Raw genomic sequence first — 14,274 nt, forward strand, 5'->3', positions numbered from 1 at the left:
TCTCGTCACCGACCGGCCCTTCTCGTTTCAGGAGGTGCTCAGACCTGGTCGCGCGTCCGGCGCTGGCGGATCAGAGCGATCGTCCCGAGCAGGATCGCGACGACTCCCGCCGCCGTCAGCACCACGGGCAGCGCTCCGCCGGTCGCGGCGAGCCCTCCCGTCGAACCCGTCGATCCGTTCGAGCCGGTCGAGGGACCGGCAGGAGCCGCCGGCTGCTTCTCGACGACCACGGTCTGCGCGGCATCCTCGATGTCGGTGTGCGCGGCAACCGGGGTTCCCGATGCCGTCGCCCCGAGGTAGAGGGTCTCGAACGCCACGAGCGTCGATCCCGCGTAACCGGTGGGCACCGTGAAGCTCACGGCGATGCTCCCCGTCGAGGAGGTCGGCGTGAACGTCGCCGTCGCCGTGATGCCCGTCGCAGAGCCGTCGGACTTGCGCATCAGCTCACCGGCGACCGTGTACTCCACGCCCGGGGTCAGTCCGGTGTACGCGATCGTGTCGATCACCGTTCCTCCGCCCCAGGCCAGGGTGTGGTCCTGGTCGGCGCCGTCGAGGAGCGTCGTGCCGATCGCGGGGACGAGAGGCTGCGCCTCCACGGCCACGGTCTGATCCACGTCGTCGATGTCCTCGTGGACCGCGACCGGAGTGCCCGTCGCCGTCGCCCCCTCGTACAGCGCCTCGAAGGCGACCAGGGACTCCCCTGCGTAACCGCTCGGAACCGTGAAGGAGACCTCGACCGTGCCGTCTGCGGCGGTCGGCGTGAAGGTCGTCGCCCCCGTGATACCCGTCGCGGAGGCGTCCGCCTTCATCATGAGCTCACCGGAGACGGTGTACTGCTGGCCCACGGTCAGTCCGGTGTAGGCGATCGTGTCGATCAGGCTGCCGCCGTTCCAGGCGAGGATGTGATCTTCATCCGCAGCATCCGTCAGCGTCGTGCCGATGGCCGGAACAGCGGCCGCGGCCCAGGCGCCCTGCGCCGACGCCGAGGTCGTCGCAGTCGAGGCCGCGACGAGGATCTGCGACTGACGGTGCGCCGCCGCCGTGGGCGTGGTGCTGCCGACGACGGGGGTCGAGACGACGAGACCGGTGCCGTCGGCCCCTGCCACCGTCGCGGTGACCGTGGCGGAACCGGCGACCGTCGAGCCGCGCAGATCGAGGAAGACCTGCTGACCGTCGACGACGGCGTTCGTATTGATCGGGCTCCCGGCCGCGTCGGTGAACGCGTGGGCGGGGCTCGAGGTCACGGCCGCGGTGGCCTGGTTCGTCGAGACCGTGAACGGTCCGAAGAGCGAGCCCGCCGCTCCGGCGCCCGCAGGGCCGGCGACGGAGACGTCGATGTCCGCCGTGGTCGGGGGCGTCTGATTCTGGTCGGCGTTGGCCCCGTTCACCAGGTACCAGTACACCGCCTCGGAGTTGGGTGTCTCCCAGGCCCAGGCAGCATCCCAACCCAGGTCGGTGTATCGCCAGATCGCATACTGCGTCGCCTCGACGGCGTCGCTGACGCTGAGGTTCGTGACTCCGGCGGCGGTCTGCAGAGCGACCAGGTCGATCGCCGGATAGGAGTGCGTCAGAACCCAGTGGACCTTTGCCTGAACGGCCGGGTCGGTGAAGAGATTCGCCCCCAGATAGGACGAGAAGTCGCCGACGACCGCACTGGTGCCGGTGCGGCGGCTGACATCGTGCTCGATGCAGTACGCCCAGTAGTCGGCCGTCCCCGGGTTGGCCGTGTCGGCCGGCACGGGAACGTACACGGGGTGGATGGCAGTGCCCGAGTAGCCCTGCGAAGCCGACCCCACCCAGACCGGGTCTCCCGGCGCGATGTCGGTCGCCGCGACCGCCGGTGCGGCGAACGCGGCGGGTATGAGAGCGGTGAGTGCGAGCAGCAGCGCCGCAGCGCCCCTCCCCGCTCTCGTCTTATGAGTCGAAGCGGTCGTCTTCACGATAGGTCAGCATCCTTGTCACGCGGGCGCACGAGTGCGCACTCTCCCCTGAATAGAGGACTCCCCCGTTGACTGAGCCCTCGCGATCAGTCTGGGAGCGGCGCACAGGGGACAGCAACGGACGAGGAGTTCCTGACCCCCTACGGGGGTCAAAGGACGCAGATCACGTAATGGGCGCCGCCCGCTGACCCGGCGGCGACGCGTCAGTAGCCGACGGTGAACCGCTCGCGGTGATGGTTGCCCTGCTCGATCTCGTCGACCACGGCGACCGCGAAGTCGGCACCGGAGATGTACGACTTGCCCTCCGCGTCGCGCACGATCACGTCGCCGCCATCACGGTAGCTGCCGGTGCGCTCGCCCTCCGCCCAGGGGCCGAAGACCTCGGCCGGGTGGATGAAGAACCAGTCGACTCCGGCATCCGTCGCCTCCAGCAGCGCGAGGGAGTCGATGCCGACCTGCGCCTCGTGCTTGTACTCCTCGGGGAAGTCGAGGTCGAACAGACGCGGGCCTCCCGGAGCCACCAGGCTGCCGCCGGCACCGCCCACGACGCCGAGACGGGTGGACGTTCCGCTGACCTGCGCGACGACGTTGGCGAGAGCCTCCAGCGCCCTGTCGGCCATGTCGCCGCGGGGCGACAGCGCCGAGACGACCGCGTCGGCACCGGCGAAGGCGTCGGCGATCGACGCGAGGTCGAGAGCGGAGCCCTGCACGTAGTCGGCCCCCTCCACCCGGTCGGACGGGACGGAGCGCGAGACGGCGACCACATCGTGCCCACGGCTCACCGCCTCCGAGACGATGTGACGACCGGCGTAGCCGGTGCCTCCGAGGACGACGATGCGAGCCATGGGGTGCCTTCCTACTTCTTCGCGTTGCGGGTGGTGGAGACCTGGTACAGCGCGACGGAGGTCGCGATGCCGGCGTTCAGCGACTCGGCGGCGGTCGAGATCGGGATCGACACGATCTGGTCGCAGGTCTCTGCGACCAGGCGGGAGATCCCCTTGCCCTCCGACCCGGTGACGATCACGACGGGGCGGTCTGCCAGCTGCAGGTCGGGCAGCATCACGTCGCCGTCTCCGTCGAGCCCCAGCACGAACACGCCCTGCTTCTTGAACTCCTTGAGCATGGTCGTGAGATTCGTGGCGAGAGCGACCGGGATGCGCGCCGCTGCTCCTGCGCTCGTCTTCCACGCCGCCGAGTTGACCCCAGCCGAGCGACGCTGCGGAAGGATCACGCCGTGCCCGCCGAAGGCCGCCGTCGAGCGGATGATCGCGCCGAGGTTGCGCGGGTCGGTGATGCCGTCGAGAGCGACGAACAGCGGAACCTGCCCCCTGCTGATGACCTTCTCGAGCAGATCCTGCGGGTGCGCGTACTCGTACGGCGGCACCTTGATGGCCACGCCCTGGTGCACGCCGTCGAACCCGGCCATGCGGTCGAGCTCCTGACGTGTCACCTCGAGGACCGGGATGCCGCGGTGCGTGGCGATCGACAGCATCTCCTTGACGCGGTCGTCCATCTCCACGCGCTGGGCGATGTAGAACGACGTCGCGGGGATCTTCGCGCGCAGCGCCTCGAGCACCGAGTTGCGGCCGGTGACGAACTCGGTCTCGGTGGTGTTGTCCTTCGCCCTCGCCGAGCGGTTCGGGTTCCCACCAGCGGCCTGGCGCTGGCCGGGCCTTCCCTTGCCTCCGGACGCGGCGTAGCGCTCGGCGGCGGCCTTGCGCTTGCCCGCCGGGTGCCAGGCGCGGTCCTCCGCCTTCGGGGTCGGTCCGCGGCCTTCGAGGGCCTTCCGTCCGAGTCCGCCCGTGCCCTTGCTCGGGCCCTTCTTCTTGCCCTTGCCCGCTGAGGGGTTGCCTGGCTTAGCCATCGATACTCCAATGAGTTCCGGCCGGAGAGTCCTCCAGCGTGATTCCTGCGGCGGCGATCGCGTCACGGATGCGATCCGCCGCCGCCCAGTCCTTGTCAGCGCGCGCCTGGGCGCGCTGGGTGATCATCGTCTGCACGAGCGCGTCGAGAGCGGATGCCGTGGCACCCTCGCCCCCGGACCCGGTGCCCCCCGGCCCGAGGCCGAGGACATCCGTCATCGCCAGCACGGATCGTGCGGCGTCGAGCACGGCGTCCGTCTGTCCTGCGTCGAGTGCCGAGTTCCCCGCGCGCACCGTCTCGTGCACGACGGCGAGCGCCTGGGGGACGCCGAGGTCGTCGTCCATCGCCGCGACGAAGGCTGCGGGAAGCTGCGCCGCCGCGTCCAGATCGCCGGGGGCATGACGCCGAGCACGCTGCAGGAAGGTCTCGATCCGTCCGAGCGCCGCCTCGGCCTCGGCCCACGACGCGTCCGTGAGATCGAGGCTCGACCGGTAGTGCGCGGCGGCGAGCGCGTAACGGACCACGAGCGGCTCGTGCGTCTTCAGCACGTCGGATGCCAGGGTGAAGTTGCCGAGAGACTTCGACATCTTCTGCCCGCCGACGGTCACGAGACCGTTGTGCACCCAGTACTGCGCGAACCCGAGGCCCGCAGCCGTCGACTGCGCCAGCTCGTTCTCGTGGTGGGGGAAGCGCAGATCGAGTCCGCCGCCGTGGATGTCGAACGCGTCGCCGAGGTAGCGGCGCGACATCGCCGAGCACTCGATGTGCCAGCCGGGTCGACCGGGTCCCCACGGCGAAGCCCAGGTGGCGTCCGCCGGCTCTCCCGGCTTGGCGCCCTTCCAGAGCGCGAAGTCCTGCGGGTTGCGCTTGCCGCGCGGGTCGGCGTCGGCCGCAGCCTCCATCGCATCGACGGACTGGTTCGTGAGGGAGCCGTACTCCGCCCACGAGCGCACGTCGAAGTACACGTCGCCTGAGCCGTCGGGCGCCGGGTACGCGTGTCCGCGCTCGATGAGCGTCGAGATCAGCTCCTGCATCTGCGGGACGGATGCCGTCGCCCGAGGCTCGTACGTGGGCGGGAGGATGCCGATCGCGGAGTACGCGCTCGTGAACTCCTGCTCCATCCGGTACGCGAGCGCCCACCAGGGCTCGGCATCCGTCGCGTTCGCGAGGACCTTGTCGTCGATGTCGGTCACGTTCCGCACGAACGTGACACGTGTGCCGTCGTGCGACAGCCAGCGACGGAGCAGATCGAAGCTGAGCGCTGCGCGGACGTGCCCGATGTGGGGGCCCGACTGCACCGTGGGTCCGCACACGTACATCGTGACGTTCTCGGGATCGAGAGGCACGAAGTCGCGCAGCAGCTGTGCGCGGGTGTCGTAGAGGCGGAGAGTCACCGCACAAGCCTACCGGGCGCGCCGTCGCGAAGCCTGGGCGCGCCGCAATGCGTCACGCGGAGTGGAGCGGCCTCAGTCGACCGGCAGGACCTGCCCGGTCTGCACGCCCAGGACGCTCTTCGCGTACGCCTGACCCACCCGGTGCGACGACACCGGGATGAATCCGGGGAAGGACGAGTGGTACGACGGCGCGTCCTCCAGCACGGACGGGCTGACGGCGTTGATGCGGATGCCGCGCGGAAGCTCGGGCGCCGCTCCGAGGACGAACGACTCGAGCGCCCCGTTGGCGAGGGATGCCGCAGCCCCGGTCGCGATCGGCTCCCTGGCGAGGATACCGGAGGTGAGGGTGAAGGACCCGCCGTCGCGCACGAAGGGCGTCCCGATCCGCACGATGTCGAGCTGTGAGAGCACCTTGCCCCGGAAGGCCGATTCGTACGCGTCGCGTCCGAGCTCGGACAGCGGGGCGAACGGCACGCTCCCGACCGCCGCGATGACGGCGTCGACGGTGCCGACCTCGTCGAACAGGCGCGCGATGGATGCCGGGTCGGTCACGTCGACGGCCGGGTTCCCGCTCCGGGAGGCGGCGATGACCTCGTGCCCCTCCAGCGCGGCCTGCGCCGCACGCCCGACATGCCCTGATGCTCCGATGATGAGGATCTTCAACTCGACTCCTTCTGCCGTGGTCACGCTAACGGGCAACGAGGGGACGCCGTCCGGCATTCCCGCACGGCGCGGCGCCCGTGGTTCAGGAGGCGTGGACCATCGCGATCGCCGTGACCGCGATGCCCTCCCCGCGTCCGGGGAAGCCCAGGCCGTCGGTCGTCGTCGCCGTCACCGACACCGGGGCGCCCCCGAGGGCGGCCGAGAGCACGGCCTCCGCTTCTGATCTGCGTCCGCTGAAGCGCGGCCTGTTGCCCTGGAACTGGACGGACACGTTGCCGATCGCGAAGCCCGCCGCCTCGAGGATCTCCCTGGTGCGGGCGAGGAACACCGGCGCATGCGCTCCGGCGTACTCCGGATGCGCCGTGCCGAAGTGCTCGCCGATGTCACCGAGGCCGGCGGCCCCGAGCAGGGCGTCCACGATCGCGTGGGCGACGGCGTCCCCGTCCGAGTGTCCGGAGAGCGGCTGCTCCCCCGGCCAGACAAGCCCGGCCAGCCACAGATCGCCCTCCCCTCCGAAGGCGTGCACATCGGTGCCGATGCCGACGCGGACCGCGCCTGCGGACCGGCTCGGTGCCGAGAGCAGATGCCGCGCCCGCTCGAGGTCTGCCGGTGTGGTGATCTTGAAACCGCGCTCCGACCCGGGGATGTGGCGCACCGCGTGCCCGGCGGCCGCGAAGAGGGCGGCGTCGTCGGTGTACTCGACCCCCGCCGTCCGGGCCTCGGCGTAGGCCGACTCCAGGAGTGCTCGGGGGAAGCCCTGCGGCGTCTGCGCGGCCGCGAGCTCGGAGCGGTCGACGGCTCCGGTGACCCCGTGCTCGTCGACCCGCTTCAGGGTGTCGACCACCGGCAGGACCGGGATCACGCCCGAGGCGTCGTCGACGGCCGCGGCGACCGCGTCGATCACCGCAGCGGGTGTGAGCGCTCGGGCCGCGTCGTGCACGAGCACGGTCTCCACATCGCCCCACAGTGCCGCGAGGCCGGCAGCCACCGACTCCTGTCTCGTCGCGCCGCCCGTGACGACACGGCCGAGGTCGGCCCGCTCGCCGGCGGCGGCGAGCAGTTCGCTCTCGGCATCGCCTTCGAATCCGGCGGGCGCGACCACGACGACCTGCGCAGGAGCCGCCGCGAACACGCCGTCGAGGGCGTGGCGCAGGATCGAGTGGGCGTCGATGCCGACGAAGGCCTTCGGCGCTCCCCCTGCCAGGCGGGTGCCGGAGCCTGCGGCGACGACGATGATCGCGGTGTGCGGAACGGGAAGCATGCTCACACGCTACCGGGCATGAGAAAAGGGCGGATGCCGAAGCATCCGCCCTTCACGAAGAGTCTCAGGAGGCGAGGACCTCGTCGAGCAGCGCGCCCGCCTTGTCCTCGTCGATCTTCTCGGCCAGAGCCAGCTCCGAGATGAGGATCTGGCGAGCCTTCGCCAGCATCCGCTTCTCACCCGCGGAGAGACCGCGGTCCTGGTCACGGCGCCACAGGTCGCGAACGACCTCGCTGACCTTGATCACGTCACCCGATGCGAGCTTCTCCAGGTTCGCCTTGTAACGGCGAGACCAGTTGGTGGGCTCCTCGGTGAACGGAGCACGCAGCACCTCGAACACGTGGTCGAGGCCCTCCTTGCCGATCACGTCGCGGACGCCGACCAGGTCGACGTTCTCTGCAGGAACCTCGATGATCAGATCACCCTGGGTGACGTTGAGCTTCAGATACTTCTTCGCCTCACCCTTGATGATGCGCTCCTTGACCTCGATGATGGTCGCAGCGCCATGGTGCGGATAGACGACGGTCTCGCCAACCTCAAAAAGCATAAAAACGTGTCCTTTCGGCAACCTCAAGGATACCACAGGGATTATGCGCTAAGGTTCGCGCCCCCTCATCCACGGGCGCTCTCGACTTACCCATAGAATGGGAGGCGGATATCCCGCCGGACCTCAGGAGGACCCGTGAAATCGCGCATCGTCGCGTCTGCCGCCATCAGCGCCCTCGTTCTGCTCGGCGCGACCGGGTGCACGTTCATCACCCCGCAGTCGACCAAGATCGAGTACGCGGCGTCCGACGGCGTGAACGTCTCCGACGCCTCCGGCCCGCTGGTCGTCCGCAACGCCTTCATCGTCGCGAACGAGGACGGCTCGCTCGGCAACCTGGTCGCCGCGATCGTCAACCCGACCACGGAGAAGGCCACCATGACGATCACGCTCGACGGCAACGATCCGTTCGCCGTGACGGTCCCCGGCGGCAGCACCGTGAGCCTCGGCACCAAGGCCGACGACGCGCTGCGCATCTCCGACCTCGGCGCCATGCCCGGCAGCACGGTCGAGGTGCACTTCCAGTCCGGCGACAGCACCGGCACCAAGGCGCAGATCCCCGTCCTCGACGGCTCGCTCCCCTACTACTCCGACCTGGTGCCCTCAGCCGACAAGCCCCAGCCGTCGCCGACGCCCGTCCCCACCGACACCGCGGCTCCCGCGCCGTCGAACTGACGCCGCACCGCGCACGCAGAAGAGGCCGGCACCCATCGGGCGCCGGCCTCTCTCGTATCCGCGGAGCTCAGCCCTCGAACCGATAGCCGAGTCCGCGCACGGTCACGAGCATCACCGGCTCGCCGGGGTTCTGCTCGATGCGGGAGCGGATGCGCTTGATGTGCACGTCCAGGGTCTTCGTGTCGCCGAAGTAGTCGCTGCCCCAGACCCGGTCGATGAGCTGGCCCCGGGTGAGCACGCGACCGGAGTTGCGCATGAGCACCTCGAGGAGCTCGAACTCCTTCAGCGGCATGTTGATCTGCTCTCCGTCGACCGAGACCGTGTGCCGGTCGATGTCGAGAGACACCCGGCCGCCGTCGAGGACGCGCTCGTCGAGCTCGCTGTCGGCCTGCACGACCCGTCGCAGCACCGCCCGCATGCGGGCGAGGAGCTCGCGCGAGGAGTAGGGCTTGGTGATGTAGTCGTCGGCGCCGAGCTCCAGCCCCACCACGATGTCCACCTCGGAGTCCTTCGCGGTGAGCATGATGATCGGCACGGCGGACGTCGAGCGGATCTGTCGGCACACCTCGGTGCCCGGCATGCCCGGCAGCATGAGGTCGAGCAGCACGATGTCCGCTCCGCGCTCGCGGAACGCCGTGAGCGCACCGGGTCCGTCTTCGGCGATCTCGACCTCGTACCCCTCCCGGCGCAGCAGATAGGCCAGGGGGTCGGCGAGGTCGGGCTCGTCTTCGACGAGGAGGATGCGGGTCATACTGTCTCTCCGTTTCGAACGCGGACCGCGTCGGCGGCTTTGGCCGCCTTGCGCTCGCGCTTCTTCTTGCGCTTCTTCTCCTTCTTCCCCGCATCCGCCGCTGGCGAATCGATACGGGGAAGTCGGACGGTGAAAGTGGATCCGCGACCGGGGCGCGACCACAGCAGCACTTCGCCGCCGTGACGCTGCGTCGCGTGCTTGACGATCGAGAGCCCGAGACCGGTGCCGCCGGTGCGCCGGGAACGCGCCTCGTCGGCGCGGTAGAAGCGCTCGAAGATGCGCTCCCTGTCAGCCTCGGCGATGCCGATGCCCTGGTCGGAGACCGCGATCTCCACGACACCTCCGTCGGCCCGCACGCCGACGCCGACGCGCGACCCCTTGGGCGAGTAGACGATGGCGTTCGCGATGAGGTTGCCGACCGCCTCGATGAGGATCTGCGCGTCCCCGCGCACCCACACACCGCGGTCGCCGCCGCGGGCGAGGTCGACGCCGGCGGAGTCCGCCTGGACCGCATGCGCCTCGATGGATGCCGCGATCACCTCGTCGATAGAGACGGGGCGGACGTCGCCGAGGCCGTCGTCGGCCTGCAGCCTCGACAGGCTCATGATGCGCCCGGTCAGCTGCCCGAGCCGGTACGCCTCTGCGGAGATGCGGGCCGCGAAGATGCGCACCTGAGCGGGGTCGTCCGCCGCCGACTCGATCGCCTCGGCCAGGAGGGTCACCGCGCCGACCGGCGTCTTCAGCTCGTGACTGGTGTTGGCCACGAAGTCGCGACGCATCTGATCGAGCCGCTCCTGCTCCGTGACGTCGCGGATGATGAGCAGCGACATCCGCGGGCTGATCACGCTGGCCCGCGCGGAGACGAGACGGGGGTCGAGGCTGAGCCCTCCCCGGGTGATGCGGAGCGACTCGGTGGCCGTGCCCCCGGTGCTGCGCACGCCGCGCACGAGCTGTCGCAGCTCGGCGTTGTCGAGGGTGGCGCCGACCTCGATGCCGAAGCGCGCCGCCGCGTGGGATGCCGCGAGCACGAGCCCCGACGTGTCGACCACGCACGCGGCGTCATCCATGCTGCCCAGCACATCGGTGACGCCGTCGGGCACGATGGTCGACGTCTCCTCGACGACGCGGGCGCGAGCGCGGTAGGCCCAGACCACGAGCAGCGAGAGCGCGACGCCGATCGCCAGCCCAATGGCGAGCGAGAACAGCGCGATCTGCGGCAGGGTCATGAGTCCAGCGTAGAGTGCGTTCACCGGCCGCTCGGCGGGTTTCCGGGCGCCCACGGCATCCGGAGAAGTACTATTCACGTGCTGGGCACCGTTCGTTAACCTTCGGGGCACACAATCGCTTCGGGCCTGTGCGGGAGTGCGGCCCTCCCCTCTCGCGCGGCTCTCGCCGTCGAGATCCGAATGAAAGGTTGCGCCCAACATGCGCGAAGTCTTCCACCAGTCCCTCGAGGACCTGCAGAACCGCCTCGTGGAGATCGCGGACCTCGTCACGGTCTCGATCGACAAGGCGACCCGCGCGTTCGCCACGAGCGACGTCGCGCTGGCCGAGGAGGTCATCGCCGACGACGCGAAGATCGACGAGCTTGCCGTCGAGCTGGACGAGCAGGCCATCGAGATCCTCGCCCGTCAGCAGCCCGTCGCCCGCGACCTGCGCATCGTCGTCAGCGCCCTGCGGGTGAGCGCATCGCTCGAGCGCATGGGCGACATGTCCGAGCACATCGCCCAGCTCGCACGCCTGCGCTTCCCCGAGCGCGCCATCCCGAAGGGCCTCAAGGGCACCTTCAAGCGCATGGGCGAGCTGGACGTCGAGATCGCGCGCACGCTCAGCGAGCTGCTGCGCACCCAGGATCTGCGCCTCGCGGACGCCATCCGCAACTCCGATGACGATGTCGATGAGCTTCACGTGAACGTCTTCGACAAGGTGCTCAGCGACAACTGGAAGGGCGAGGCGACCGCGACCGTGGACGCCACCCTGGCCAGCCGCTACCACGAGCGCTTCGCCGACCACGCGGTGGCCGTCGCGAAGAAGGTCGTCTACCTCGCGACCGGCGACTGGCAGATCGACGAAGAGGACATCGCCCTCGCCGTCGAGCAGCAGGAGGCGGAGCAGGCCGACCTCGGCCACGCCTGACCCCGTTCACGACGACGCCCCACCCGAGTGCTCAACTCAGGTGGGGCGTCGTCGTTCAGGTGAGGCGTCGAGCCCCGCTGCTGCTACTTCTTGCCCTGGGCGGCGACCGCGGCCGCGCCCGCGGCCGCGGCCTCGGGGTCGAGGTAGCGGCCGGGGCCCGTCGGCACGTTGTTCTCGTCGAGCTCGTAGACCAGCGGGATGCCGGTGGGGATGTTGAGCTCGGCGATGTCCTCGTCGCTGATGCCCTCGAGGTGCTTCACGAGACCGCGCAGCGAGTTGCCGTGCGCGGTGACGAGCACGGTCTTGCCCGCCTCGAGGTCGGGGACGATCGCGCTCTCCCAGTACGGCAGCAGACGGTCGATCACGAGCTTGAGCGACTCGGTGCGCGGGACCTCGCCGTCGATGCCCGCGTAGCGCGGGTCGTTCACCTGGCTGAACTCGCTGTCGTCGTCGAGCACGGGCGGCGGCACGTCGAAGGAGCGACGCCACAGCTGGAACTGCTCGGGGCCGAACTCCTCGAGCGTCTGCGCCTTGTCCTTGCCCTGCAGGGCGCCGTAGTGGCGCTCGTTGAGACGCCACGAGCGGGTCACGGGGATCCACAGGCGGTCGGCCGCGTCGAGCGCGATGTTCGCGGTCTGAATCGCGCGGCTCAGCAGCGAGGTGTGGAGCACGTCGGGGAGGATGCCGGCCTCGGCGAGCAGCTCGCCGCCGCGCTGGGCCTCGGCCTTGCCCTGCTCGTTCAGGCGGACGTCCACCCAGCCGGTGAAGAGGTTCAGTTCGTTCCACTCGCTCCGGCCGTGGCGGAGCAGGATCAGGGTGCGCGTCGCAGTCATGCAGCCAGTTTATCGGCGGGGCTGGAAGGATTGACTCATGGCGTCATCTCCTCTCGGCCGGCCAACGCGCGGCACCACGGGGACCAATCGACTCCGGCGCAACGACCGCTGGATCGCCGCGAGCGACGCCTTCCGCCGCGCTGGCGACCCCCTCGTCGTCGATCTCGGCTACGGCGCGAGCGGCGTCACCGCCTTCGAGCTCGCCGCTCGTCTCCAGCGTGTGAGGGCGGATGCCGAGGTCAGAGGGCTCGAGATCGACCCGGCACGCGTGGCGCTCGCGACCGAGCAGCTCGATGACGTGCGTGCGGGGCGCACATCATTCCCCCACGACCTCGCCGTGTCGTTCGGGCGCGGAGGCTTCGAGGTGCCGCTGCCATCAGGACGCCGCGCCGCCGTGATCAGGGCGATGAACGTGCTCCGACAGTACGACGAGGCCGATGTGCCGGACGCGTGGCGCACGATGGCGGCACGCCTGTCTCCCGGCGGGCTGCTCGTGGAGGGGACCTGCGATGAGATCGGCCGCATCGCCAGCTGGATCGACATCGGACCCGACGGGATGCCGGTGCGCTTCACGATCTCGCTGCGCCTTGCCGAGTTGGAGCGTCCGAGCATCGTGGCCGAGCGGCTGCCGAAGGCTCTCATCCACCGGAACGTCCCCGGCGAGCGCGTGCACGCTCTTCTCGTCGACCTGGACCGCGAGTGGGACCGTGCGGCTCCCCTGTCGACGTTCGGCGCGACGCAGCGCTTCCTCGCCGCGGTGTCGGCACTGAAGGATCAGGGTTGGCCCGTTCTCGGCGGTAAGACCCGCTGGCGCCTCGGCGAACTCACGCTGCCCTGGGAGGCCGTGACCCCGCTCCTCGCCCGTTGAGCGGCCGCTGCCGTCGAGCGCCCCTCGGTCGTTGAGCGAGGGGCGCAGCGACCAAGACGAAACGCCTCATCCGACGCGCGGCGTCGACCGACGCGTTTCGTGGCCGCTCAAGACCGGCGACGTTCTGCTGCTGGCGGTGTCTCGCTCCGCTCGCTCCACTCGCTCAACGACCCGGGGCGATACGGCCCCGAACGATGCCACGGTTGAGCGCCCGCAACGACGTGGCTCAGACGTCGCGCGGATCCGGTGCGCTGGGGCGGCGCGACAGCCGCGTGAGCCGCGGGATGTCTGCGGTGGCGCCGGCATCCGCGGGGACGATCACCTGCTGGGATGCGGCGATGTCGGCGCCGTCCGTCCGCACGACGAGGTCTCCCGACGGGGCCCGACGGGACAGGATCGCGAGGGCGATGGGACCGTCCTCGTGGTGCCGGACGACCGAGGTGATCCGCCCGACCTCGTCCTCGCCAGCGAACACAGGGTCTCCGACGGTCGGGAGCACGGCATCGCTGCCGTCGAGGTGCAGCGCGGCCAGGCGCCGCGGCGGGTGGCCGAGGTTGTGCACCTTCGCGACCGTCTCCTGCCCGCGGTAGCACCCCTTGTTCAGATGCACGGCCGTGCGGATCCAGTCGGACTCGTGCGGCAGCGAGCGCTCATCGACCTCGGCGGCCCAGCGCGGACGCCAAGCGGCGACGCGGAGCGCCTCCGTCGCGAGCAGGCCGGCCACGGCATCCGGTCCGACGGACGCGGCGAGCACCTCAGCGCCCTCGGTCGTCACGATCGCGACGCGCCAGGCGAGCTCCGCTCCTGGATGCTCCGCGACCTCGGAGTACTGGTGCCCTCCGGCGCTGACACGCTGCCAGGGGTCGGCCCAGACGAGGGGCAGGTCGTTCGGAGCCGCCGCCGCGGCCACCGCGATCTGCGCCGCCGAACCGCCGTCGACGAAGCCGACCAGCTCGAGATCGTCGCGGACGGCCACCTCTGCCTGGGTGCGGAATTTCATGCGGATGAGCCAGGTCGCCAGGGGCTGGGCATCGGCTGTGTCGGCGATGAGCCAGGTCGACGACCCGTCATCGAACACACCGGCCGCGTGCTCCACTCGGCCCTGCGGATCGAGCACCAGGAGCTCGGTGCTGTCGCCGGGTGCGAGCCGGCCGACGGCCTGCGAGGTGATCGAGTCGAGCCAGCCGAGCCGCTCGGGGCCGGAGACCTCGATGACGGTGCGGTCGCCCAGGGGGGCAAGCGCGTCTCCCGAGGCGAGGCGCCGCTGCTCGCGGAACGCGTCTCCGAAGTGCTCGATCCCGTGCTCTCCCGATACCGCTCCGGCGATCGCCGCGAAGCCGGTCATC

General features: G+C 70.2%; 14 protein-coding genes. 3 read left to right on the top strand and 11 right to left on the bottom strand.

Annotated elements, in window-relative coordinates; genetic code table 11:
• Positions 1-38 precede the first annotated feature (38 nt).
• The 7 genes from ACFY5A_RS00330 to ACFY5A_RS00360 form a co-directional block, all read right to left on the bottom strand.
• Positions 39-1,940 carry a VaFE repeat-containing surface-anchored protein gene (locus ACFY5A_RS00330; protein ID WP_387231146.1) on the bottom strand — a complete coding sequence of 634 codons (1,902 nt, stop codon included), beginning with the start codon at positions 1,938-1,940 and terminating at the stop codon, positions 39-41.
• 203 nt (positions 1,941-2,143) lie between these two features.
• The gene (locus ACFY5A_RS00335) at positions 2,144-2,785 is read right to left on the bottom strand and encodes an NAD(P)H-binding protein (protein WP_344012470.1); all 642 of its coding nucleotides are present in this window, start codon (positions 2,783-2,785) and stop codon (positions 2,144-2,146) included.
• Between the two features lie 11 nt (positions 2,786-2,796).
• The gene (rlmB, locus tag ACFY5A_RS00340) at positions 2,797-3,804 is read right to left on the bottom strand and encodes a 23S rRNA (guanosine(2251)-2'-O)-methyltransferase RlmB (protein ID WP_105674013.1); all 1,008 of its coding nucleotides are present in this window, start codon (positions 3,802-3,804) and stop codon (positions 2,797-2,799) included.
• Entirely contained in the window at positions 3,797-5,197 is a 1,401-nt protein-coding gene (gene cysS, locus ACFY5A_RS00345; protein WP_387231148.1) for a cysteine--tRNA ligase, read from the bottom strand. The genes rlmB and cysS overlap by 8 nt, the downstream gene beginning before the upstream one ends.
• 72 nt (positions 5,198-5,269) lie before the next feature.
• Positions 5,270-5,860 (bottom strand): short chain dehydrogenase, encoded by a 591-nt coding sequence (locus ACFY5A_RS00350; protein ID WP_387231150.1) that lies wholly within the window; start codon positions 5,858-5,860, stop codon positions 5,270-5,272.
• 82 nt (positions 5,861-5,942) lie between these two features.
• Entirely contained in the window at positions 5,943-7,121 is a 1,179-nt protein-coding gene (gene ispD, locus ACFY5A_RS00355; protein WP_387231152.1) for a 2-C-methyl-D-erythritol 4-phosphate cytidylyltransferase, read from the bottom strand.
• 64 nt (positions 7,122-7,185) lie between these two features.
• A complete protein-coding gene (locus ACFY5A_RS00360; protein ID WP_045255828.1) occupies positions 7,186-7,668 on the bottom strand; it encodes a CarD family transcriptional regulator in 483 nt (160 codons plus the stop codon).
• Positions 7,669-7,803: 135 nt separating this feature from the next.
• Here ACFY5A_RS00360 and ACFY5A_RS00365 point away from each other — a divergent pair, with 135 nt between their 5' ends.
• On the top strand, positions 7,804-8,340 hold the full coding sequence (locus tag ACFY5A_RS00365) for a DNA modification methylase (protein ID WP_223586050.1): 537 nt from the start codon (positions 7,804-7,806) through the stop codon (positions 8,338-8,340).
• Positions 8,341-8,407: 67 nt separating this feature from the next.
• On the opposite strand, the gene ACFY5A_RS00370 is transcribed toward ACFY5A_RS00365, so the two are convergent.
• Entirely contained in the window at positions 8,408-9,091 is a 684-nt protein-coding gene (locus ACFY5A_RS00370; RefSeq protein WP_105674023.1) for a response regulator transcription factor, read from the bottom strand.
• Positions 9,088-10,317 carry a cell wall metabolism sensor histidine kinase WalK gene (locus ACFY5A_RS00375; protein ID WP_105674163.1) on the bottom strand — a complete coding sequence of 410 codons (1,230 nt, stop codon included), beginning with the start codon at positions 10,315-10,317 and terminating at the stop codon, positions 9,088-9,090. The genes ACFY5A_RS00370 and ACFY5A_RS00375 overlap by 4 nt, the downstream gene beginning before the upstream one ends.
• Positions 10,318-10,516: 199 nt before the next feature.
• Here ACFY5A_RS00375 and phoU point away from each other — a divergent pair, with 199 nt between their 5' ends.
• The gene (phoU, locus tag ACFY5A_RS00380) at positions 10,517-11,227 is read left to right on the top strand and encodes a phosphate signaling complex protein PhoU (RefSeq protein ID WP_105674025.1); all 711 of its coding nucleotides are present in this window, start codon (positions 10,517-10,519) and stop codon (positions 11,225-11,227) included.
• Positions 11,228-11,310: 83 nt separating this feature from the next.
• On the opposite strand, the gene ACFY5A_RS00385 is transcribed toward phoU, so the two are convergent.
• Positions 11,311-12,060 carry a phosphoglyceromutase gene (locus ACFY5A_RS00385; RefSeq protein WP_105674027.1) on the bottom strand — a complete coding sequence of 250 codons (750 nt, stop codon included), beginning with the start codon at positions 12,058-12,060 and terminating at the stop codon, positions 11,311-11,313.
• A 37-nt stretch (positions 12,061-12,097) separates the two neighbouring features.
• Between ACFY5A_RS00385 and ACFY5A_RS00390 the strand changes: the two genes are divergently transcribed.
• Positions 12,098-12,928, top strand: coding sequence for a class I SAM-dependent methyltransferase (locus ACFY5A_RS00390; RefSeq protein ID WP_341941537.1), 831 nt, complete (start codon positions 12,098-12,100; stop codon positions 12,926-12,928).
• Positions 12,929-13,154: 226 nt separating this feature from the next.
• Here the strand turns inward: ACFY5A_RS00390 and ACFY5A_RS00395 are convergent, their stop codons facing one another.
• Complete coding sequence (locus ACFY5A_RS00395) at positions 13,155-14,273, bottom strand: YgfZ/GcvT domain-containing protein (RefSeq protein ID WP_387231154.1); 1,119 nt, start codon at positions 14,271-14,273, stop codon at positions 13,155-13,157.
• Between the last annotated feature and the right edge of the window lies 1 nt (position 14,274).

This window comes from Microbacterium sp. NPDC012755 (assembly GCF_042901325.1).
GTDB lineage: Bacteria > Actinomycetota > Actinomycetes > Actinomycetales > Microbacteriaceae > Microbacterium > Microbacterium natoriense.